The following is a 23960-nucleotide window of genomic DNA, read 5'->3' on the forward strand; positions in this document are numbered from 1 at the left end:
GGCTCCGGCATTTACGGTAATAACCGCTTTGATATGATTTTTTATTGTGGTGCGTAAGCTTTCGAAACGGGTAATCGCAGTTTTACGATGTGCACTGCGTAAAGCTACTTACCCCTATCCGTATTTAAGGAAAAGTGCTTAGTAATAAGCAGGAAAACTTATAAAAAATTAATGTAAGTTTTGGCTGTGCATTAATTTTGTTGCACTTTAGCATTCCGAATCCGTTATCGTATGAATTGTAGGTGGTAACTACCTGTTTTATCCTCTTTAGTTACATTCCTTCTCTTTATGCTTTCCGGATTTGTTGTTAATTGTTATGTGTGACGTTTAGTGTCCATCAGTTATCCAAATATCCAATAAACCGAACCGTATCCATCTTATGAAAAAATTGTTTACCCTCCTTGCCGGGCTGCTGGGCCTTGTTGGATTTATCGGGGTGCATGCGCAGTGCACCAGTTCTGTTTTGAATTGGGACCAGCGTGATTACTATTACATTAGTAGTAGCCGTTCGGCGCCTTATGGCCACAACAGCAATGGGCCGACTGGTGGCTATATCAACGATTTGCAGGAAACGGTACAACGCTTTGCCATTGGCCGGACGGGTTTAACTTTTACAACATCCGCTGTTGGCATGGTTAAAGGTGAAAATACATCCCATACCGGCGACCAGGCAGGTTTTGGCGGTGCCGATGCGCAATTTACGCCATCTGCAAACAATCAAACAATTACGTTGAATTTTGATAAGGAAGTCAGCAATGTTGCTTTTGTGCTGTACGATATTGATGGCGGTCAGCGGATCAACTTTGCAGCTAGGAATGCTGCAAATACGCTGGTAGCTGTAAGCCTGACACCGAATAATGGTACCAATACGCCAGTGTCGGGTAATGGGGGTACTGCTGCATATGTTACCTCAATAAGCACAAATGCTGCATCGAATACAAACAATGCCACAGTTAGGGTAAATATCAACGGGCCGGTAAAGCAAATTGTATTAACGATTCCTACAATCGGATCCGACCCTTCTTTTTGGTTGTCACGGGTAAATGCCTGTGTTCCCGATGGCAATTTCCCAATGAATTATTACCAAGTGCCTGAGTTGGAGCCAATAGCTGGCCAGTTGCCGTATTTTTTAGTTACCCCTGATAACCAGTCGGCATATATGATGGATACGTTGGGAAGAGCTTGGCACTTGTTCACCGATGCACAATATAGTACAAATGGTTACATCAATTCATTCGCTTATGACCACAAGCATCGGTTGTTGTATTACATAGCGGAAAGAAGCGGCTCTGATAGTACCGTAAAAACATTGAAACGATACAATTTTAATACAGATGTTATTCAAACGATTGGCGATGTAGAAACCCTAATGGGTATACCCACATTTGAACAGGGTATTCAATCGGGTGCTGCGGCTTTTTATGACGGAGCATTATATTTAGGTGTTGAAGGTGGATATCATACCAACTTTAGTACAAATCCGGATACTTATACATCAAGGGAAAGCATAGTTTACCGAATTGACATTCCAGATACAGCTGTTTCTAGCTTTGCCGGCTACCGGGGATACCAGGTATGGGCCATGCCGGCCTATGTAGGTACTACCAATACAGCTGCACACGATTGGGGTGATTTTCTTATTAAAGATGGCGTATTGATTGATTTTAATACGGCTAGAACTGGCACAACCACATCGACCTATCGCTATGCAAACAGCGCATTTCACCATATCAATTTATTAACAGGTGATACGGTTCAATATACTAATCCGGCCGGTACAACTGTTGGAGCAGTATACTCTGGGCAGGCCGGATTGGATTATTACGGAAACCTTTGGGCTGTGCGCAATAATTTGATTCGCTACGACGGTAACGGCAAACTTGGACAGGCTAAAACCATTACGGTGTTGAGCGGGCCAGCCTGGGTGGGTAGTGCCGGCGACGCTTCGGAACCGTTCCGTCCGAAAATGGATTTTGGCGATGCGCCTTTTGTGTATGAAGGGAGCAATCGAAATCAGGCAGCCCATGAGGTAAAGGCCAACTTACGCATTGGCAGTACTCTGGACTTGGAATGGGTTAAGGAACCATCGGCAAATGCCTATGTAAATGCAGATGCAGATGGAGGAGATGAAGATGGATTGCGGTATGTTACGCTGCTCACTACAAGTACTAATTATCTTACGGAGGTTGATGTGTTTAACAACACCGGAACAGTAGCCACTATTGTTGCGTGGCTCGACTTTAATAAGAATAATGTATTCGACCCATCAGAGGGAATTGTGCAGGATGTGCCCAGCAGCGCATCTATGCAGCGCCTGAGTTTGTTTTGGCAGGGTTTGTCTAACACGCTGCAAGATGGAGCGGTGACCTATTTGCGGATACGGATTACTTCGAAGTCCAATAATATGGGTGTAAATAATGCCACCGGTTACTTTCCTGATGGTGAAGTGGAGGACTATCTGGTAACAGTTGACAAAACGGTGTTGTCGTCTGCAGCTGCTAAACTTTCATTGGAAAGGGAAGAGCGCCAGTCTGTACGCTTGCATTGGACCATAAACGGTATTAAAAGCTGGTATCGCTTTGTAGTTGAACGAAGCAGTGACCGGAAAAACTGGAGCAATATTGGTGTAGTGACCGCAAATGAGGCATTGGCTGCAACATCAAAGCAATATAGTTTTACAGATGGCCAGCCGGGCACCGGCAGGGTTACATACCGGTTATTGATGCAAGACGTTTCAGGTAAATATGAATACAGTGAAATAAAGGGCATTGACCTCACCGATATTGACGGCGCCATACATTTAACTCCCAATCCGGCAAAGGATGAAGCGGTATTATCCCTGAAATATCACCAGGCAACCGGTGCAGTCGTAACAATTCACCAACTTAACGGAAGTGTGATCAGCAAACAGCAGGTTGCCCTGAACAAGGGATGGAACCGCATTGCTCTGGATGGTATTGCCGGCTTGAAACCGGGCATGTACATGGTGAAACTGCAAACATCCACTGAAATAAAACAAATGAAGTTGATAAAGCAGTAAGGAATATTATATCGTTTATTGTTAGTTAGATCCAAATCCAAATTATCCTAAGAAGAACTATGAACAGGAGTGTAGTGCGGTTCGTAAGTATAACCAGCGTAATTGTGTTGTTGGCCTCCAGCGCCTTTTTGTGGAACCAATGGTCACAATCTATAGAATCAGATGAGGAAGAATATGAGGAAGAGCGGGATGAAAATAAATTGGCAGGTGTGTATCAGCAACTGGGCACCTGGTTTTTGAGTAAAGGCTATCCCAACCCGCAGGGGCTTGCGCAAAAATATGAGCGATCTTGGGAACAGCACCTGGCATTAAAAGCTTACACGCAACAATTGCTAAGCAAATCAACCAGCGGTAACAATGCTAAGGAAATATTGATGGGCAATAAGCTGAAAGGCTTGTCTCCAGTTCAAGAAACAGTTGCTGGAACTGTCAGTGGTACAGGTGGTTTTGGTAGTTGGACAGCATTTGGCCCAAAGATTTTCGGTGGCCGTGTCCTGTGTCTGGCAATTAATCCAAACTTAAACGCCAATGGAAAGCGGACTATATTTGCCGGAAGCGCAAGTGGTGGTATCTGGCGTACTGATGTTAGCGGAGAGGGTGCCACTGCTTGGCGGCCCGTTCCCACAGGTTTTCCTGTATTGGGCGTTTCTGCATTAGTTTATCATCCTACAAATACCCAGGTTTTGCTGGCGGGCACTGGAGAAGTTTATCGTGTTCAAAGCCTGTCGAAAACCGTTGGCAGTACCAGCTATCAGAACAATCAGTTGGGGAACATAGGTTTTAACGTTTGGCGGTCAAGAGGCACTTACGGCATTGGCATATTGCGTAGTGCCGATGGTGGTAATACCTGGACCAAAGTGTTGTCAAGCGATATGGACGATCTGTTCGGAATCCAACAAATCAGGTTTGATCCTAATAATCCTAGTAAAGTGTATGCATGTGCTACTAATGGGTTATACCGGTCGTTGGATGCGGGATTAACATGGGCGAAAATTTGGGATAAAATATATGTTTCTGACGTTGCAATCGACCCTGCTAATAGCAACACAATTGTTGTGGCAGCAGGTAATTTGGTAAACACGGATAAAGGTGTTTGGCGATCAACAAATGGCGGCTCCAGTTTTACCAAAGTGTCTACTGGAACAACTGGTGGACTACCAACATTTCGGGGCTTTATCAAATTTGATGTAGGTGGTGGCAGGCTGCTTGCCAGCGTTGGAGGTGCATCAACTCAGCAGCTTTATTCCTCCACCGATTTTGGTGCAACCTGGACCGCACAACCCGGCACCAATTTTACGGGTCCAAGTGATCAATTTTGGTTTGCCCACGATGTTGAAATCAATCCGGTCACCACTTCGCAGTTTGTATTAGCAGGTGTGCAATTGTACAAGTATACATTGGGCGGTACATCAATGACACAGATCGGCAACGGTGCGGCTTATATGTATACAACGACTTCAACCACTTCAAACCCAAACAACGGATACAAAAATGCTGGCGACCAAGAAGGTCCTAGCACATATGTTCACGACGATGTACATGATGTAGAGTATGTAGCCGGAAGTGGAACAGAATTCTATGTTGCCAGCGATGGAGGGATTTTCCGTACAACGAACAATGGAACAAGTTTTACTTCTTGTAACGGTGGCCTGCAGGTACACCAGTTTTACGGACCGTCTGCTCAGTCGCAGGTAAGCCAGATATTTATTGGCGGGCTTCAGGATAATAACACCATCCGGTTTAATGGAACTGCCTGGGCAAGGGTAATAACTGGCGATGGCGGACCGAGTATGTTTAAACCTGGAGGTGATGACATCGTTGTAGCATCACGTGATGCCCGCAACATTCTTCAATCTACTAATAAAGGCCATGCGTTTAATTCACGCTTATCTAATCTTGGTCAAACGCATGATGCTGATGCCCGTACCGGTTTCATGGCGCCAATGGCTGTGAGTGCTGCCAATCCTGCAATCATGTATGTGGCTTCCGATAATTTGCATGTTAGTATCAATAGCGGAGCTACCTTCGATAGGGATGGACCAACTACGATGACGAAGCCTATTGAGCAGAACTATAAAACAGCTTTAGCCTTAGCCGTTTCGCCTACAAATGCAGACAAGCTTTATATATCGCTTTCCCCTCTGGCGCAAGTGAGTTATGGTGATGACAACCTTTATTATAATCCACCAGCAAATGTTTGGAAAATAACGAACGGATCACAAACTGCCCAAGCTTTTGCAAAAACAAAAGTAACCTCCAACCTTCCGGATCGCTTTGTGATGGATTTCGCCATTCATCCTACGAACGACGAGATCGTGTATGCTGCGGTAGGTGGTTTTGGAACGGATCATGTTTACGTTACTAAAAACGGTGGAACAACTTGGGCGCCTTTGGGCACAGGCATGTTGCCGGATGTGCCCATCAATACAGTACTGCTCGATCCCAACAATCCAAACATTATCTATGCTGGTTCAGATTTGGGTGTATATGTAAGCCCTGATGCGGGTGCAACCTGGCTTGATTACGGAAACGGCTTTTGGGATGCCACTTATGTAATTGATTTGGTTGTGGCACCTGGTGCTACGGCCGACAGTAAAAAGTTGCGTGCTGTTACACATGGCAAGGGCATTTTTGATTCACCCCTCCTTGAACTCTCCGCGCTGCCCGTAACATTCAATTCTTTCAAAGGCCAAAAACAGCAACAAAATAATTTGCTGCAGTGGACAGTGTCCGAAGAGTCGCAACTTGAAAGTTATCAGGTAGAGAAAAGCACAGATGGCATCACCTACAAAACAGTGGCTACCGTTCGTGCCAGAAACTTGGATGGCACTCAGGTATACGAATATAAAGATCACCAGGTTGGTGGCTCATTTTATTATCGAATCAAGTCTGTTGATCTGGATGGTACTTATCAGTATTCGTCGGTTATTTTCCTAAATCGAAGCAATGGCGAAAAAATGACCTTGCTGGTAAACCCGGTAACAACTACAATCCCATTGCAGTTTCATGTGTTGCAAAAGGGCACAGTTGCATTGCGGTTGGTAAATAATGCCGGCCAAGTTATTCGGGCTGTGCAGGCATCATTGCCGGCAGGCACCAGCAACTACAATCTTTCCGATCTGCAATCCCTGCCACAAGGTGTGTACTACCTCGAGGCCACGTTCAACAGGCAACGATGGGTAGAGAAAGTTGTCAAGAACTAAAATTCAATTTAAGGCGCCCCACCGGGCGCCTTTTCATTTACTACCTTTGCCCCATGTACACGCTTAAAAAATCACTTGGGCAGCACTTCTTAAAAGACGAGGCCGTTTGCCGCCGCATTGTGGCAGCATTGGAGCAGCACCCGTTTCAACGGTTGCTGGAAGTGGGTCCTGGTGGTGGTGCACTCACCAAGCACTTACTGGAGTTAAAAGGCATTGATTTTTTAGCTGTTGAGATTGACGATGAAAAGGTGGTGTACCTAAAGCAAACATACCCGCAGTTGAGCGATAAGATCATTCACCAAAGTGTGCTCGATATCACGCCGCCTTTTGCTGAACGGTTTACGCTGGTGGGCAATTTTCCATACAATATTTCCACTCAAATTGTATTCAAAGTGTTGGAGTGGAAAGACAGTGTAGAGTGTATGATCGGCATGTTTCAAAAAGAAGTGGCAGAGCGCATTGTGGCCAAAGAAGGTAGCAAGGTATACGGCGTTATTTCGGTGCTGGCGCAGGCCTGGTTTGATGGCGAATACCTGTTTACAGTGGATGAAGGTGCGTTCAACCCGCCGCCCAAAGTAAAGAGTGGTGTGATTCGTTTACTACCGAAAAAAGAGCCCGTGCCCATGCACAGCGAAAAGCGGTTGTTCAATTTGGTAAAAACAGCATTCCAGCAGCGCCGCAAAACCCTGCGCAATGCCTGCCGCGGCTTGTTTGATGCGGCTACTTTGCAGGACGAAATATTCAACAAACGGCCTGAGCAACTTTCGGTGCACGATTTTGCGGCCCTTACTTTCAGGATGCAGTAATGCCCTGTCGCCCATGTGCTTTGCACGATTCCCTATTTTTGCCCACTTATGGCTACCGAACAAACCCGCGTTCTGATCACTGCACCGGTGCACGAAATGTTGATTGCAGCGTTTAAAAGCGAAGGCTATGCAGTGGAGTATGCACCCGATATCACTTACGCCGAATTGTTGCAACGCATTCCCGGTGCAAACGGGTTGGTGGTTACCACAAGGCTGCCCATTGATAAGGCAATGCTGAACGCTGCAGAGCAATTGCAGTGGATTGGCCGGTTGGGCAGTGGCATGGAACTGATTGATGCGGCTTATGCCGAAGCAAAAGGCATCCGCTGCATCAGCACACCGGAGGGCAACCGCAATGCCGTAGCCGAACATGTCCTAGGCATGTTGTTGTGCCTTTTGAATAAGATCGCGTCTTCTTTCGACGAAGTAAAAGCGGGCAAATGGCGCCGCGCCGAAAACCGCGGCGTCGAATTGCGCGGCAAAACCGTGGGCATTGTTGGCTTTGGCAACAACGGCGAGGCGTTTGCCCGACTGCTGCAAGGCTTTGGTGTAAAAGTGCTGGCATACGATAAATACCGCACCGGCTTTGGTGGCGGTTATATCGAGGAGTCAACCCTGGAAGCCATTGCAGCGCAGGCGCATGTTGTTTCTTTTCATGTGCCGCTTACCCACGAAACAAAGCATATGGCCAATGCTTCGTTCTTCAGCAGCCTGCAGCAGCAACCGGTTTTCCTGACTGCCTGCCGCGGTGGCGTAACCGATACGGCCGCTTTGATCGACGCATTGCAGGGAGGCAAAATTTCAGGTGCAGGATTGGATGTTTTAGAAAATGAAAAGCTGCAGACATACACCGATGCCGAAAAACAACAGCTTGATTTTTTAACCAGCCAGCCCAATGTTTTAATTACTCCGCACATAGCCGGTTACAGCGTGGAAGGTTACCGCAAAATGGGTGAGGTGTTGTTGGATAAATTGGATATTCCATATTAAAAAAAGGTATTACCCCTTCGTAAAAAGCCCCATCCACACCTCCGGAAAATAGGTGCCCGCAATGGTAGATTTGCTCTTGTGCAAGGTTGTGCATCCACATAACTTGTGCATCAAAATCTACCCTTATGAAACTTCGTACGATGGCCTTTTTGGCATTGGCAACTGTTGCCTTTTCTTCGTTTAGCAAACCTGCGTTACCAACCGTCGTAAGCACTGATCAAACCACTTCATTCGATTTTTTGCGGGTGCACCGCCAGGGCCCTGATGCAGCATTGAGCTGGGCGGCACCTACTGCTGGTATTGACCATTTCCTGGTAGAAAAATCTTATGACGGCGGCGAGTTTTTTGAACCCGTAACAACAGCACCGGCGCATGCTGGCACCAACCGTTACCGCGATGTAACTGCATTTGGCGGCACCATTGTATACCGTGTATCGGCCATCGATGTAAGCGGTGCAGTGTTGTTTTCGGCAGTGGCCGATGTGCGCATCATGAAGCGTGGCTAACCCCTAATCATTACCGGGCGGTGCCTTGCTGCCCGGTAATGATTCCTGTTTTTAAACAGCAGGTTTGTTGTTGCACAGTGTTGTGTTGTATTGTATCCATTTTATATAGATAGTCAGTTGCAGTGTGCCACCGGTTGTTGTTTATTTAAATGCGCCGCTAAACTTTTCAATCATCACGCCGTCATAGCAATGCTTTTATAATCCCTACCCTCATCCATGCTTATGAAAACATTTCTACTCCTACTTATTACTTGCTGTTGTTTGCTGCCCGTTGCGGCGCAAATTACCACACCTGTAATGCGGGCCAACTTTGGCGTTGACGGCGACCTGCGGGCCAACTCTTACAACGGGCAACTGCAACCCGGCGACGATTGGTTTAACAACAGCACTGCCGGCACCGGGCAAGCCGTAATTGATACTACAGGAGCTGCGGCTATACGTGCCAGTTATGCTTCCGATGTATCACCTTTTCGCAAGCGCATGGCCTCTTTTTACCGCACCATGAGCAAGCCTGCATTTAGTGTAGTCAACAGCAGGCTGTGGCTCGATGCGCTTTTTGTACGCGATTATCATGGCAACGACACCACCGTATTTGTGGCTGGTTCGGATAAAAATGGCATGAGCCCCGCAAGTTGGTCGGGTGGCATACAAAGCATTCCCGACAAGAACGATATTCTGGATATGTACATGCATGTGCGCCGATCGGGGCCCAGCAGCACCGACTCTTTGTGGATGTTTGGCGGGCTGGCGCTTGACAACGTAACCGGCAACCGCTACTTCGATTTTGAAATGTACCAGACCGATATTTATTACGACCGTGCATCGGCACGCTGGTACGGCTACGGCCCCGATGCAGGACATACCAGCTGGAAATTCGACGCGGCCGGCAGGGTCATTTCACCGGGCGATATTATTTTTTCTGCCGAATATCAAAGCGCTTCGCTCACCAGCATTGAAGCCCGCATTTGGGTGCATAAAGATGCACTCAACACTAACCCGGTGGCGTTTACCTGGTCGGGTAAATTTGATGGCGCGGGATCGGGTGCCACTTACGGCTACGCCAGCATTTTGCCCAAAACAAACGGCGCATTTTACACCGGCCTGCAATGCGGCAACAGCGAATGGGCGGGCCCGTTCGGGCTGGTGTTGCAAGACAACTCAATCGCCACCAATTTCACGGCACGGCAGTTCATGGAGTTCTCGGTAAACCTTACCAAGCTGGGCCTCGATCCGGTTACTGTTTTTGGCACGGATGTATGCGGCACGCCGTTCAACCGGATGGTGGTAAAAACAAGGGCTTCCGCTTCGTTTACCGCCGAATTAAAAGACTTTGTAGCACCTACCGACCTTTTCCTGGCGCAGCGGGTACAGGCCGCCGCCGAAGTGCCCGAAATTTGCGGCCGGGGCAGTGCCAGCCGCCTGTCGGTGATCAACCCGGTGCCCACATCGGTGTACACCTGGAGCACACCCGATGGCAGCATCCTGGGCACTACCGAAGGACCTGAAGTGTACGGCGAACTGGACGGCATGTACATCGTTACGCAAAAATTGATGGCGGGCTGCAGCAACTATGCGCAGGACACCGTTTACATTACCCACGATACCAAATGTTCGACGCTTGCCGTGCAGAACATTGACATAAAAGCTGCCTTGTATGAGCGCAGGCCGAAGCTGCAATGGACCTGCACCGAAAACAGGGCAGCAATGCATTACGAGGTACAGCGCAGCACCAACGGGGTGCATTTTACGACCGTGCACCGCCAGCCCAACAACCGCCGGGGCAGCACCACAGCCACCTATTATTTTACCGACAGCACCGTAGCGGGGCAAGGCCAAAAAGTGTATTACCGGGTACGGGTAAACTTGGATGCCGGCGCCATTTATAGTGCCGTGGCGCAGGTGCACATGCCGCTTGAGGAAGGCCTGCACATTTACCCCAACCCGGTAAAAAGCGAGGCGCAACTGTGGCTGGCCGTGGCCGCAAAAGGCAGCGCAAGGGTAAAGGTGCTCAACATGGCTGGAGCTGAGGTGTGGCAGCAAACCGTGCCGGTGGTGCCGGGGCAAAACCGCATCGTTATTGCAGAGGCGGGCCAGTGGGTGCCGGGTAGCTACGTGGTGGTGGCCGAAACGGCCACGGGCCGGCTGGTGCAAAAGCTATCGGTATCCGGCGCTACTCATTAAAAATATTTTGCATGCCGTGTAACTAATTTCTTTCGCAAAGAATATTTTCTATCTTTACGGCCTGGCAACGCTTCGGTTAATTCTGGGGCGTTGCTATTTTTTCGTGTATGCCCCAACGGTTTTTTCTGGGGGCACAACTTAATGAAGACCATATAAGCTGCCGGTGCCTCGGAGGTGCCGGTTATTTTATTATACCCCCAAAAGCCCATCCATATGAGCAGTGTTCAGTACGTGACTAAGGAAACACTTGAGCAAATGAAAGCCGAACTGCAGCAGATGCGTGGCGTGGACCGTCCGGCGGCTTCCCGCGCTATTGCTGAGGCCCGCGAAAAAGGCGACCTGCGCGAAAACGCGGAGTACGATGCCGCTAAAGAGGCCCAGGGCCTGCTGGAAGCCCGCATAGCCCTGCTGGAAAGCCAGATTGCTACGGCCCGTATAGTAGACGAATCGACCATCGATACTTCCAAGGTTTCTATTTTGACCAAGGTAAAAGTGACCAACCTCGCCACTAAAAAACAGGTAACCTACCAGATTGTGAGTGAAAAAGAAGCCGACCTGAAAGCCGGTAAAATTTCTGTGGGTTCGCCCATTGGCAAAGGTCTGTTAGGCAAATCCGTAGGTGAGGTAGCCGAGGTAACGGCGCCTGCCGGCGTGCTGAAGTTTAAAGTGGAAGAAATTTCAATCTAGGGATTTGGGATTTACGATTTTGGATTTTCGATTGACGATTTCAGGATTCGCAGCCCTTTAAGGGGTACGCCCAACAATCGTCAATCCAAAATCGTACATCGTAAATGCTCCGCATTCATTTTCAAAAGCACACTCCCATGACTCTTTTTTCCAAGATCATTGCCGGCGAAATTCCGTCGTATAAAATTGCGGAAGACGACCGGTTCTTTGCTTTCCTCGATGTGTTTCCGTTGCGCACCGGGCATGTGCTGGTGGTACCCAAGGTGGAAGTAGATAACCTGTTTGACCTGGAACCCGAATACCTTTCGGGTATCCTCGCATTTGCGCAGCCCATTGCCAAGGCCATTGAGCGGGCCTTTGCCTGCAACCGCTGCGGCATTTCGGTTATCGGCCTCGAGGTGCCGCATGCACATGTGCACCTGGTGCCCATCAACAATTCGAACGACCTGAATTTTACCCAATCAAAACCCCGCGCTGCCGACGAAGCACTCCAAAAGGTGCAGCAGCGTATTTTAGCGGAGCTGAACCGCGGCTAATGCTTTAGTTAGTCCTTTTTCTTCAATGATTTTTTCCAATAAAAAAACGCACAGTGTTGAACTGTGCGTTTTGTTTTATTAAATGCGGAACCAGGGGTTCCGGTGCGGTTACTGGTTTGCCAGCAAGCTTAAGAAGCCTGCTTTTTAGGCTTGGGCACAGTGCCCAGGCTGGCGTAGCTGATAATACCGTTGGGTGTGATCAGGTGTACGGCAGCCAGCTCGTGCTTACTGGAGTAAACCAGTTGCAGTTTTGGCTCGTTGGCCACTGCTGGTGTTGTGTTGTTCTGTTTCATGGACGGAACTTTTAGTGTTCAAAAAAATAGGATGCTTAAGGTACAGTTATTTTATTTAACTCATCAATAATTTGTCTTAAAGTTGGCCGCCGGCGCCATTTTTAGCTGGTGGCGGGCAACGGGCAGTGCAAATTTCTATAATGCCTAAGCCGTTTTGCGGGTATTGCCGTCAGTACGGCGGCTGAGTTTTGGCAGTGCCCACATTAATTAAAAAGGGAATGGGGGCAAAAGTTTAATGGGTTGAAAAAGATAACGATTTGTTGTACCGGTAACTGTTGTAAAAAATGGCCGCAAATAAAAAGCTCCCTGCCATGCAGGGAGCTTTTTATTGTTTGTGTGATTGCAAAGATTATTAGGCACCCAGTACCACGATCAGCGAGTAGATCAGGCCGGGGATGTAGAACAGCAGGGTAAGCAGCAAGCTGATCCAGAAGCGGGTGTTGATCTCACCTTCGTGCAGGTACACACCCAGTGGTGGCAGCAGAATGGTGATGATCACCAGCAGCAGTTGGTTATCAACAATGGGGTCGGCACCTTTTTGCGCTTTCATTTGCTTTACTACTTTCTTGGCGTCTTTCAGGCGCTCTTTTCTTTCTTTAGCCGACAGGTTGCGGAACTCAGTCAGGGCCGACTGTACAGTTGCTTCATCTGGTGTGGACGTTGCTGGCCGTGCTGGTGCGGGGAGGCTGGCTGCAAATGTTTGCGGCAGCATTACGGAAAAGCACAGCATCAGAAACAGCAAGCGAGTAAACACTTTTTTCATACACTTTGGTTTTAGTGGAAGTTTTTTTTACTGTTATAAAAATTGGACCAGCCCCTGGCAACCGCTGTGCTGTACTAACAGGCAAGCATAAATTGTTTTGGGGAAATTGACGATTTACTATTGAGGATTTCGGATTACGGTCATGTTCCAACCCGGTTGGGTAATTACAAAAATTGCCTTAAGTGATTCGATTTGACCTAAGACCGGCGGCGTTTGCCATGTGGCTTCTGTATAAGCTCTGGTATAAAAGATTGGTGTGATTTGCACACAGTTGTGTTTCAGGTTCTACAAACGAGATGACGCATTGATGATGATCAGCATACAACGTTTCGATGAAAATTTGTAAGTCGATTACTTTTTTGATACAGCTGCCTCTTTGGTGTTGTTGACTTTGGTTACAACATTCGTTTATGCCCTTTAACTGCTGGTCGACCCATTCTTATTTACTTTTGTGCGGTCAAAAATGACTGTGACAAATGGATCCATCTGTCGCATCAATATTGGGGTGAAGTGTAGTGACGGATGATTTGTTCAGCAAGCTTTTTTTATAATTTGATGCATCAATGCATGGATGAAAATTCACCGAAAGAAACAGGGCTGAATAGGAGCACAAGTCTGGCGGAATTAGCGAGGCTGTTTCTGAAACTGGGTGTGCTTGGTTTTGGGGGCCCTGCTGTACACATTGCGATGATGCAGGAGGAAGTGGTGAAGAAAAGGGCCTGGATGAGCGACCAGCGTTTTCTGGACCTGGTGGGTGCCACCAACCTGATACCGGGCCCCAACTCCACTGAAATGACCATGCACATCGGGCACGAACGTGCTGGCTGGAAAGGCCTGGTGGTGGCGGGTTGTTGCTTTATTATCCCGGCAGTAGTCATCACCGCAGTTTTTGCCTGGCTGTACCAGCAATACGGGCAGTTGCCACAGGTACAGCCCTTTATTTATGGCATCAAACCAGCGATCATTGCAGTGGTGGTTGCGCTAATGATTGACCTCGGCCGAAAAGCTTTGAAGACGGTGACGCTGGGCGTTATTGGCATGCTGGCTGCTGTCGCAGTTTTGGCCGGCTTCAATGAAATTTATGTGTTGTTTGGTGCTGGTTTTTTAGGTGTTGTTCTGCACTGGTTGAGGCCACCAGGTAAGCAGTTGAATGGGTTTGCACCATTTATTTTTTGGCAGGCTGCTAATGCTTACGTTCCCTTGACCGAATCAAAAATATTCTGGGTTTTTCTGAAGATCGGCGCTATACTTTATGGCAGCGGTTATGTGTTGTTTGCCTTTTTGGATGCGGAGCTTGTAAGCAAAGGCTGGCTTACCAAACAGCAGTTGGTGGATGCCATTGCGGTGGGCCAGTTTACACCCGGCCCAGTGTTTTCGTCCGCCACATTCATTGGTTGGCAAATAGGCGGCGCAATGGGTGCCGTTGCTGCCACTATTGGCATTTTTCTGCCTGCATTTCTTTTTGTGGCACTGCTCCGCCCGTTGCTGCCATTGGTGCAAAAGTCAAGCGCGATGCGTGCTTTTTTGGATACGGTAAACATCGTTTCGGTGGCTATTATTTTATCGGTGATCATTGAAATGGGCCGTTCTGTTTTATTGGATTGGCGTACAATGGTCATTGCACTGGCCAGCTTTGCTGTTACCTTTTATTTTAAAAAATGGAACACTGCTTTTATCATTGTTGGCGGTGCTGTTGTAGGTTATGTGTTGTCCTATTTCTGAACTGAATTTGCATTCGTAGTTGCCGGTATTGTTGAATGGCAATTAAATAAAAAGAGCAGCCCTTGAGCTGCTCTTTTTGTATCAATTAAAATATAATCATGCATCGATCTTACCCACCATATTGGCTGGGATCACCCACTGGTCAAATTCCTCTGCAGTTACATAACCCAGTTTCACGGCCATCTCTTTCAGCGTGGTGCCTTCCTTATGTGCTTTCTGCGCAATTTCGGCTGCTTTGTAATAACCGATCTTGGTGTTGAGCGAAGTAACCAGCATCAGCGAGTTGTCCACATGTTTTTTGATGTTGGCTTCAATTGGCGCAATACCCACGGCGCATTTTTCATCAAAGCTTACGCAGCCATCGCCGATGAGGCGGGCACTGTGCAAAAAGTTGTAGATCATTACCGGCTTGAACACGTTCAGTTCAAAATGGCCCATGGAGCCGCCCACATTGATGGCCACGTCGTTGCCCAATACCTGCGCAGCAATCATGGTCAGCGCCTCGCATTGTGTGGGGTTTACTTTACCCGGCATGATGGAAGAACCTGGTTCGTTATCCGGAATAAAAATTTCACCGATGCCGCTGCGCGGTCCGCTGGAGAGCATGCGGATATCGTTGGCAATTTTCATCAGGCTAACGGCAACAGTTTTCAATGCGCCGTGTGCTTCTACAATCGCATCATGTGCTGCCAGCGATTCAAATTTATTTTCGGCCGTAACAAAAGGAAGCCCGGTAAGGTTAGCAATATGTTTGGCAACATTTTCCGAATAGCCTTCGGGTGTGTTGATGCCTGTGCCCACTGCGGTACCGCCCAGTGCCAGCTCGCTCAGGTGGGGCAGCGTGTTTTTAATGGCACGCAGTCCATGATCTAACTGCGATACATAACCGCTGAATTCCTGCCCCAGCGTAAGCGGTGTGGCATCCATAAAATGGGTACGGCCAATTTTTACCACGTGCATGAACTCCTTGCTTTTTTGCGCCAGCGTATTGCGCAATTGCTCAATACCGGGTATGGTTACTTCCAACAGCATTTTGTACGCAGCAATGTGCATGGCCGTAGGAAAGGTATCGTTCGATGACTGCGATTTATTTACATCATCGTTGGGATGTAGGAACTTTTCTTTATCGCCCAATTGGCCGCCGTTGAGCACATGCCCGCGGTAGGCAACCACTTCGTTTACGTTCATATTGCTTTGGGTGCCGCTGCCGGTTTGCCATACTACCAATGGAAAGGCATCATCCAATTTGCCTTCCAGGATCTCATCGCAAACGCGGCCAATCAAGTCCGATTTTTCTTTGGGCAGCACGCCTGCTTCGGAGTTGGTGATGGCTGCCGCTTTTTTGAGATAAGCAAAGGCGCGGATGATTTCTTTGGGCATGCGGTTGATGTCCTGCGCAATCTTGAAATTGTCGATGCTGCGTTGTGTTTGTGCGCCGAAATAAGCATTGGCAGGCACTTTCACTTCGCCCATGGTATCTTTTTCAATCCTGAACTCCATACTAAAAGGGTTTTGGGGTGCAAATTTAGCTTCAAAATTGCAGGGAAAGGGAAAAAGCCTGTAATGAGGAAGCTACGATACTGTTGGGGCGCAGGTGCCGCATTATTTTTGGCCGCCTGCAACCTGCAACTGGAACAAAAAGACGAGGGATTGATCAGCGTGGACAGCTCGGCGGCCTATGCCGACGCCGGTGAGGAAAGTGCAGCCATTGCAGCCGACAGCATTGCAGCCAAAGCACCGGTGGTGTTGCCGCAGCCCAAGCCCGGGCAGGCCATTGATACCCGCGGCGTAAAACCCGAGCAGGTGGTGGCTTTTGCACAAACCCAGATGGGTGTGCCCTATAAATACGGTGCTACCGATCCAACCATTGGTTTCGACTGCTCGGGGTTCATCACTTATGTATTCAATCATTTTGGCATTGCGGTGCCGCGGTCGTCCATTGATTTTACCAACGTGGGTAAAGAAGTGCCGGAAACGGCCGCCCGTCCCGGCGACCTGATCTTATTTACCGGCACTGATAGCGCCGATCGAAATGTGGGTCATATGGGCATTGTGATAGCGCCGGCAACCGATACGCTGAAGTTTATTCATGCCACATCGGGCAAGGCAATGGGGGTAACGGAAACGCCACTGAATGGATATTACCGGGGCCGCTTTGTAAAAACAATTCGCGTTTTCCCGGAGTAGGTTTTTGAACCACGAAGACACTAATGGCACCGAGGAGCACTAAGAAATTAAAGGATGATGCGGCATTTAGGTAAAATGGTGCTGGGTAATTGAGTAAGTAGTGATTGAACCAATACATCTGGTATAGCTACCCTACATGCGTGAACATATGTACACGTGAACACATGTACATTTTGGTGCAATGGCATTAGGTGTTTAATTTCCTGAACAGACCCGATTGATTGGGAAAACTGCTCATAACCTTCCGCCTGCCATATGCGCCTCTTTCTTATTATTTGCAGCTTGCTGCTTACCGTTACATTACCGGCACAACCCATCAACCGCAAAGCGTTGGTAGAGCGGCATGTTGTTACCAACACTTCCTTCGATAGCCTTGGTGCGCTATCGGTGGGCAATGGCCGCTTTGCGTTTACGGTGGATATTACCGGGCTGCAAAGTTTTCCGGAGGCATATGAAATGGGCATTCCATTAGGCACACAATCCGAGTGGGGCTGGCACAGCTTTCTGGATACTGCTGGTTACCGGCTCGAAGAAACATTTAAGGCATACAACCAGGGGGGCCGCAAAGTAGCTTATGCCATACAATGGCCGGAGGAAGGCAGAAAGCACGCTGCTGCCAATTGGTTTCGTGCAAATCCTCACCGGCTGCAATTGGGCAATGTTGGTTTTTTGTTGTTGAAAGAAAATGGAGCACCAGCCGGGTTAAACGACTTGCAAAATATAACGCAGCAACTCAATCCATGGACCGGCTTCATCACCAGTAAGTTTACAATTGAAGGCGTTCCGGTTGCAGTAATTACCGCAGCACATCCTGATATCGATGCCATTGCAGCTTCCGTCGAATCGCCCCTGTTGGCTGAAGGCCGGCTGCAAGTTTTTCTGCAGTTTCCTTATCCTACCGGTGAATGGACGGATGCCGGCACGACTTACACACATGCAGAACAACACACATCGTTGCTGATACCGCAAACTGCAAACACTGCAGTGATACAACGCAAGCTGGATACGACGCAATATTCGGTTACACTTGCCTGGAATGGAAAAGTTGCGGTGCATACAAAAGAGCCATATTATTTTTTGCTGCAGCCCAATTCCGGTAGCAACCAGTTTTCTTTTAGCTGCACCTTTTCTTCGCGAAAACCAGCTGTTACGCCGTCGTTTAAACAAACAATGAGTAGTAGTAAAAAAGGATGGCAGCAGTTTTGGCAAAGCGGCGGCGCCATTGATTTTTCGGGCAGCACCGATCCGCGGGCTGCGGAATTGGAGCGCCGCATTGTATTGTCGCAATACCTAACCCGCATTCAATGTGCGGGGTCTTTTCCGCCACAGGAAACCGGCTTAACCTACAATAGTTGGTTTGGCAAGCCGCACCTCGAAATGCACTGGTGGCATGGCGTTCATTATGCATTGTGGGGCCGGCCGCAGTTGTTGCAAAACACTTTGGGCTGGTACAAACACGCAGCAGCAGAAGCAAAAGCTCTGGCTGCACGACAAGCCTTCGATGGCATACGCTGGCAAAAAATGACCGATCACGATGGCCGCGAGGGGCCTTCTTCCATCGGTGCTTTTTTGATTTGGCAGCAACCGCATTTTATTTATTTCGCGGAGCTGATGTACCGCAGTAATCCCACCGCCGCAACATTAAATCAATACAAAGACCTATTATTTGCCACCGCCGATTTTATGGCATCCTATGCCTGTTTCGACAGCGCAAAAGGCCGCTCCATTTTAGGGCCTGCATTGATACCGGCACAGGAACGTTTTAAGCCGGAAGAAACAATCAATCCAACATTTGAACTGGCGTATTGGCACTGGGCATTACAAACCGCGCAGCAATGGCGCCTGCGGCTAAAAATGCCTCGGGATAGAAAATGGGATGCCGTACTGCAAAAGCTATCGCCGTTGCCGGTGCAGGATGGCGTTTACCTCGCCACTGAGTCTGCGCTAGATTCGTACACCCGAAAAGAATTTATGACCGATCATCCTGCTGTGTTGGGTGCACTGGGTATGTTGCCGCACATGAGCATCACAGATACGGCTGCCATGCGCCGCACTTTTGATCTTATTTGGGAAAAATGGCACTGGCCCGAAACCTGGGGTTGGGATTTTCCCATGACGGCCATGACCGCGACTCGGTTAGGCATGCCCGGTAGAGCCATCGATGCGCTGCTGATGGATGTAACAACCAACACTTTTCTGCGCAATGGACACAATTACCAGGATAGCCGTTTGCGTTTATACCTGCCTGGCAACGGCGGGCTGTTAGCAGCCATAGCAATGATGGTGGCCGGTTATGATGGTGCAACTGATTCATTACCCGGTCTTCCTAAAAACGGCCAATGGAAAGTGCGGTGGGAAGGGTTGAAGAAAATGCCTTAGTAAGTTGTAACCACAAAGACACCAAGGACACAAAGCGGCACAAAGAATTTACTTGGTGCATCTTCCTGTCTTAGTGCCTTTGTGGCTAAAAACTACTTAATCGTATATCTAAACCCCGCATAGATCTGGCGGCCGTTTACCGGTCCCCAAATCATGGATGCATCGAAGTAAGGCCCAAAGGGTTGATCCGAAGCCAGCACCGCGCCGTGCTGCATAAAGTTGGTGAGATTTTCACCGCCCAGGTACAGGTCGACAGCTTTCGATTTACCCAATGTTTTGCTTACCTGCGCATTCATCAGCACATACGATGGCGACTCGTTCATGAGCATATAATGATGCGGGTTGCCTTCGGTGGAGGGCAGCCGCTTCGGCCCGATCAGGTTAAAGGTGTAGTCAAACTTCCAACCCGAAACCTCATAGGCCGCATTGGCAAATGCCCGGTGTTTGGAGGTGAGCGGTTTTTGCAACAACTGGTTGCTGTACTCAGTTTTTACATCAAAATAGCGATAGGCCAAGCGCAGTTCCAAACGTGCAACCGGCATCATCGATATTTCGGCCTGGAACGAATTGGAAAAGGATTTCCCTTCCAGGTTGTAAAACTTCAACAGGCGTGGGTTTTCATAATCCACCACCACCTGGTTTTGAAAATCGTTGCGGTAAAAATCAATACCCACATTGGCGTTGCGGCCAAACAATATAAACTTTTGGTCCACGCTGATGCCTTTGTTCCAGCTTACTTCCGGATCGAGGCCGTAAGCGCCACCGGCAGCCGGGTTTAATATCTGCACTTGGCGGGCACTTACCAGTGCGCCATTATTTTCGGCAAAAATATTGGCGGTGCGCTGGCCGCGGCCGAACGAAGCCCGGATGGTAGTGTTGTTCACCGGCTGGTACCGAACGTTGAGGCGTGGCGTAACAAAAGCGCCAAACAGGCTGTTGTGGTCGGCACGCATACCGGCCACCACGGTAAATTCATCTACCGGCTCAAATGTGTATTCGAAAAAGCCGCCGGGCACCGCTTCGCTGCGCTGGTAGTTCGCTGTATTCAGCTGCTCATTGTATTTATCGTACAAAAAGCTGAGGCCGGTTTTAAACTTGTGCGCCGTATTGCCAATAATGGATTGATAGATCAGGTTGGCGTAAAAATTCTGCTGGCGGCCGTTGTATTGCGTCAGGCCAAAATAAGAATCCTGCTTGTGGTTGAATGCCGAGAGCTGCAGGCCAATGCTCTGGTATTTTTTCTCCGGGAAAATATAACCCAGTTTGCCAAAGGCTTCGTAGCGGCGGGTATCAATGCCCAGGCCATACTCGTTGGTGCCGCCTTTGTGCTTCGATTCATCATAGTTTATTGAGCCGCCAATGCGGTTATCGGTGAGCACTTTTACACCAAACTGGCCCATCAGATTGGTGCCCTGGTACTGCCAGCGGTTGACGCCGCTGAACAGGTTGCCGGTGGGCAGATCTACAAAGCCATCCTTGTTCTGGTCAACTTTATTGTATAAAAAATCATCGTGCAGCAGCAGCATGGTGCTCCATTTGGAGCCCAGCTTTTGGGCATAGTTCAGGTTCAGGTCCGATTTGCCCATGGTATTGACATAACCATTCACGTGCAGGCGGTCGGTATTGGCGGGCTTTTTCAGTTCCACGTTTATCTGGCCGGCAATGCTTTCATAGCCATTTACCACCGAGCCAATGCCTTTGGTGAGTTCAATAGATTCTACCCATGGACCGGCAATGGAGTTGAGCCCCAGCGAAGTGGCCAGTCCACGCGGACCAGGCAGGTTTTCAACCGTAAGCTGCGTATAAACACCCGAAAGACCCAGCAACTGTATTTGTTTGGAACCAGTCACCGCATCGCTGTACGAAACGTCGACCGAAGGGTTGGTTTCAAAGCTTTCGCTGAGGTTACAGCAGGCGGCTTTAAACAATTCTTTTTGCGTCATTACCGCGGTGCGAAACGGGTTGTAGCCGTTGATATAAGTGGAGGCGCGGCCCGCTGTTACTTTTACTTCTTTCAACTCCTTGCCCGAAGCCATTACCACTTTTACCTGCCCATGGTCGTCCACCTGCAGGGTATCGGCTTTGCGGCCGGCGTATGAAATAACGAGCTTGTCCTGGCCGGGCTCGTAGGGCAGCGCAAAAACGCCTTCGGCATTGGTAGCCACGCCTTTTGTGGTGCCCAGCCACATGGCGGTAGCGCCTTCCAGCGGTTTAAAATTTCCTTTGCTGTCTTCTTCCAGCACCACGCCCCGCACCACTGCAGGGGCGCCTTCTTCGGCATGTTCGTCGGCGCCTTCATCCTCGCCGTGGGTACCTTGCAGGTCGCGGTAGCGGCAGCAGTCGGGTAAGGATTCGTACGTTTTTTGGTCGGCCTTTTCTTTTTCGGTATCGTGGCCAATGCCGGCAATATGTTTATGGATGGCGCCCAGCGAAATCTCTTCGGGGTTGTAGGTTACCGAAAGCATATTGGTAGGCACATCCCATTTGGCTTTGGAAATGCCTTTTATCTTCAGTGATTTTTCGATGCGCTGTTTGCACATGCCGCAGGCACCGGAAACCTTGAACGTGGTGGAACTGTCGGCAGTGGAAGTTTGGGCAAAACTTGGGGTAAACGCGATGCACAGCAGCATCAGTATAATGGAGCTAATCTGTTTCATTGTTCATTGATTGTAAACCTTGCTAATAATGCAACATCAAATAGCACACAACGGGGCACGCCGCGCCGTGGCCTAAGCAAAAAGGTTTACCAATCAAATAAGATAAGTACAGTACAACTGGTGGAGGGGCCGCGGCAGGGGCGGCGGGGCAAAAATGGTGGGCTCGATGTAGCTGGAAGCCAATGGCTCCGTTACGGCATCAAAGCCGGCTTGTGGTTTGGGAACGGTGTAGGCGGCGGCCAGCATTTTTACGGCCTGCGCCTGGCTGTGTGCATGGACGTCTTTTACCTTAAAAGAAACCTGCTTTTCATCGCAGCAATTCTTTTTCTCGGCGGGCTTGGCCATTTTAGCACAATGCGCTTTTTGCGGCTCGGCTTCCTTCATTTTGCAGGCAGCCTCACCGGCAGGCACCAGTGATATATCGTCGAGTTTGCCACAGCAGAAATGAAAATGCAGGGTAGCACCGGTGGCGGAAAATCCGTACACACACAGCAGCATTATGACCAACAGTTTTTTCATTTCTTTTACAAAATTAAGATTCAAAACGCATGTTTGCGCCCCGGCCTGCATCTTTCCCGTTTTTTAACAGGCCCGCTTGCCCCACAAAGATGCAGCCCGGGGCTACCAACATGTGTACACGATTCTGGAATAGATGTACACTATTTTGCTTTTTTGCCAAAAGCTATAATTCCTCTTCCCGCTCCAGCATCAGGATGGCGCTTTGCGGCACGATGTAAAATTTTTCGCCGGCGTACTGTATTTGGGTGGCGCCGTTTACCAGGAAAATGGCGGTATCGCCTTCACGTGCCTGCAGCGGTAAATATTTTACCTGCTCTTCGGCAGCCTTCCAAGGCTCTTCTTCAATATGGTTAGGAATAGCGTATCCCGGCCCGGTTTTTATTATAGTGCCTTGCTGCACCCGCTCTTTTTCGCCTACACCTGGGGGTAAGTACAAGCCGCTGTCGGTACGGTCGGTAGGGCGGGAGGGGCGCACCAGCACCCGGTCGCCAATGATGATGAGTTTTTTGAGTTTGTTATCGGGAGTGATCAGCATAAAAACAAAATATTTAGGTTTGGCCGCCCGGTAGGGGCGGGGCCGCAAATTTAAGGCAAGCAAAACGGAAAGAGATTTGCAAGGGCTTAGCCGGTTGGGGCAAAACCACTAATTTTAAACCACTTTAAACCAATCGTCATGGAAGGAAAGAAACCTAAAATCCTGTTGTGCGAAGATGATACCAACCTGGGCTCTGTACTGAAGAATTACCTGGAACTGAACGATTACGACGTAACGCTGGAGCGGGACGGCCGCCTGGGCCTGGCTGCTTTTCAGCGCGAAAAATTTGACCTCTGCCTGCTCGACGTAATGATGCCGAACATGGACGGCTTTACGCTGGCCGAAGAGATCCGCGATGTGGACCCCGATATTCCCCTGTTTTTCCTCAGCGCCAAAACCATGAAGGAAGACATCATCCAGGGCTATAAACTGGGCGCCGACGACTATATTACCAAGCCTTTTGATTCGGAAGTGCTGTTGCACAAGATCAAAGCCATCCTCAAACGCAACGAGGAACTGAATAAAGAAAGCGAGAACCGCGAGTTTGACCTGGCTTCTTACCATTTCAACCCCAAGCTGCGCCAACTGTCGCACGACGGTAAAACGCAAACGCTTTCGCCCAAGGAAAACGAATTGCTGAAAATGCTGGCCGAGCACCTCAACGACCTGCTGCCCCGCGAACAGGCGCTGAAAAAAATCTGGGGTTCGGACACGTATTTCAACGGCCGCTCCATGGACGTATACATTGCCAAGCTGCGCAAATACCTGAAGGACGATCCGAATATCGAGATCGTGAACATTCATGGCAACGGCTTCCGGCTGGTGGTGCAGAATGCAGGTGCTACTGCGTAAGTGCTCACGGTATTCCGGTTTCCTCAATAGCAACATTGCATTGAACGATACTTTTTCAATTGCAAAGCCACTCCCATCGGAGTGGCTTTTTTTATGTAGCCGGC

Annotated in this window: 18 protein-coding genes; 12 read left to right on the forward strand and 6 right to left on the reverse strand. The window is 49.0% G+C overall.

The features are described 5' to 3' along the window. The first annotated feature begins 463 nt into the window (after positions 1-463). The 8 genes from DRJ53_RS11105 to DRJ53_RS11145 all read left to right on the forward strand — a co-directional run bounded on the left by DRJ53_RS11105 (position 464) and on the right by DRJ53_RS11145 (position 11949). Complete coding sequence (locus DRJ53_RS11105; protein WP_162303856.1) at positions 464-3040, forward strand: T9SS type A sorting domain-containing protein; 2577 nt, start codon at positions 464-466, stop codon at positions 3038-3040. A gap of 59 nt (positions 3041-3099) precedes the next feature. Beyond that, a complete protein-coding gene (locus DRJ53_RS11110) occupies positions 3100-6243 on the forward strand; it encodes a T9SS type A sorting domain-containing protein (RefSeq protein WP_114235704.1) in 3144 nt (1047 codons plus the stop codon). 53 nt (positions 6244-6296) lie between these two features. Continuing rightward, positions 6297-7049: a 16S rRNA (adenine(1518)-N(6)/adenine(1519)-N(6))-dimethyltransferase RsmA gene (rsmA, locus tag DRJ53_RS11115; protein ID WP_114235705.1), complete on the forward strand. Its 753-nt coding sequence runs from the start codon at positions 6297-6299 to the stop codon at positions 7047-7049. 48 nt (positions 7050-7097) lie between these two features. Beyond that, positions 7098-8039, forward strand: coding sequence for an NAD(P)-dependent oxidoreductase (locus DRJ53_RS11120; protein ID WP_114235706.1), 942 nt, complete (start codon positions 7098-7100; stop codon positions 8037-8039). A 125-nt stretch (positions 8040-8164) separates the two neighbouring features. Continuing rightward, positions 8165-8545 (forward strand): hypothetical protein, encoded by a 381-nt coding sequence (locus tag DRJ53_RS11125; RefSeq protein WP_123893514.1) that lies wholly within the window; start codon positions 8165-8167, stop codon positions 8543-8545. A gap of 222 nt (positions 8546-8767) precedes the next feature. Beyond that, the gene (locus tag DRJ53_RS11130) at positions 8768-10726 is read left to right on the forward strand and encodes a T9SS type A sorting domain-containing protein (RefSeq protein WP_162303857.1); all 1959 of its coding nucleotides are present in this window, start codon (positions 8768-8770) and stop codon (positions 10724-10726) included. 213 nt (positions 10727-10939) lie between these two features. Further along, complete coding sequence (greA, locus tag DRJ53_RS11140; RefSeq protein ID WP_114235710.1) at positions 10940-11413, forward strand: transcription elongation factor GreA; 474 nt, start codon at positions 10940-10942, stop codon at positions 11411-11413. 137 nt (positions 11414-11550) lie between these two features. Beyond that, positions 11551-11949 (forward strand): HIT family protein, encoded by a 399-nt coding sequence (locus DRJ53_RS11145; protein WP_114235711.1) that lies wholly within the window; start codon positions 11551-11553, stop codon positions 11947-11949. Between the two features lie 128 nt (positions 11950-12077). On the opposite strand, the gene DRJ53_RS21305 is transcribed toward DRJ53_RS11145, so the two are convergent. Together DRJ53_RS21305 and DRJ53_RS21710 are read right to left on the reverse strand one after the other, a co-directional pair. Beyond that, positions 12078-12242, reverse strand: a complete 165-nt coding sequence (locus DRJ53_RS21305; protein WP_155523210.1) for a hypothetical protein — start codon at positions 12240-12242, stop codon at positions 12078-12080. 352 nt (positions 12243-12594) lie between these two features. Beyond that, on the reverse strand, positions 12595-13005 hold the full coding sequence (locus tag DRJ53_RS21710) for a YqaE/Pmp3 family membrane protein (protein ID WP_241558523.1): 411 nt from the start codon (positions 13003-13005) through the stop codon (positions 12595-12597). 567 nt (positions 13006-13572) lie between these two features. On the opposite strand from DRJ53_RS21710, the gene chrA reads away from it, so the two are divergent. After that, positions 13573-14727: a chromate efflux transporter gene (gene chrA / locus DRJ53_RS11155; protein ID WP_114235712.1), complete on the forward strand. Its 1155-nt coding sequence runs from the start codon at positions 13573-13575 to the stop codon at positions 14725-14727. A gap of 96 nt (positions 14728-14823) precedes the next feature. Here chrA and fumC read toward each other — a convergent pair whose 3' ends face one another. Then, positions 14824-16227, reverse strand: a complete 1404-nt coding sequence (fumC, locus tag DRJ53_RS11160; RefSeq protein ID WP_114235713.1) for a class II fumarate hydratase — start codon at positions 16225-16227, stop codon at positions 14824-14826. A 63-nt stretch (positions 16228-16290) separates the two neighbouring features. Here fumC and DRJ53_RS11165 point away from each other — a divergent pair, with 63 nt between their 5' ends. Together DRJ53_RS11165 and DRJ53_RS11170 are read left to right on the forward strand one after the other, a co-directional pair. Beyond that, positions 16291-16914 carry a C40 family peptidase gene (locus DRJ53_RS11165; RefSeq protein WP_114235714.1) on the forward strand — a complete coding sequence of 208 codons (624 nt, stop codon included), beginning with the start codon at positions 16291-16293 and terminating at the stop codon, positions 16912-16914. 255 nt (positions 16915-17169) lie between these two features. Then, positions 17170-19293, forward strand: coding sequence for a hypothetical protein (locus DRJ53_RS11170; protein ID WP_114235715.1), 2124 nt, complete (start codon positions 17170-17172; stop codon positions 19291-19293). Between the two features lie 92 nt (positions 19294-19385). Here the strand turns inward: DRJ53_RS11170 and DRJ53_RS11175 are convergent, their stop codons facing one another. The 3 genes from DRJ53_RS11175 to DRJ53_RS11185 form a co-directional block, all read right to left on the reverse strand. Next, positions 19386-21950: a TonB-dependent receptor domain-containing protein gene (locus DRJ53_RS11175; protein ID WP_175580746.1), complete on the reverse strand. Its 2565-nt coding sequence runs from the start codon at positions 21948-21950 to the stop codon at positions 19386-19388. A gap of 93 nt (positions 21951-22043) precedes the next feature. Then, the gene (locus DRJ53_RS11180) at positions 22044-22469 is read right to left on the reverse strand and encodes an HYC_CC_PP family protein (RefSeq protein ID WP_123893516.1); all 426 of its coding nucleotides are present in this window, start codon (positions 22467-22469) and stop codon (positions 22044-22046) included. A 163-nt stretch (positions 22470-22632) separates the two neighbouring features. Further along, positions 22633-23004, reverse strand: coding sequence for a co-chaperone GroES (locus DRJ53_RS11185; protein ID WP_114235765.1), 372 nt, complete (start codon positions 23002-23004; stop codon positions 22633-22635). Between the two features lie 138 nt (positions 23005-23142). Here DRJ53_RS11185 and DRJ53_RS11190 point away from each other — a divergent pair, with 138 nt between their 5' ends. Beyond that, on the forward strand, positions 23143-23856 hold the full coding sequence (locus tag DRJ53_RS11190) for a response regulator transcription factor (RefSeq protein ID WP_114235717.1): 714 nt from the start codon (positions 23143-23145) through the stop codon (positions 23854-23856). Positions 23857-23960 lie beyond the last annotated feature (104 nt).

Origin of the sequence: Paracnuella aquatica, from assembly GCF_003332885.2 — a bacterium.
Classification (GTDB): domain Bacteria; phylum Bacteroidota; class Bacteroidia; order Chitinophagales; family Chitinophagaceae; genus Flavisolibacter; species Flavisolibacter aquaticus.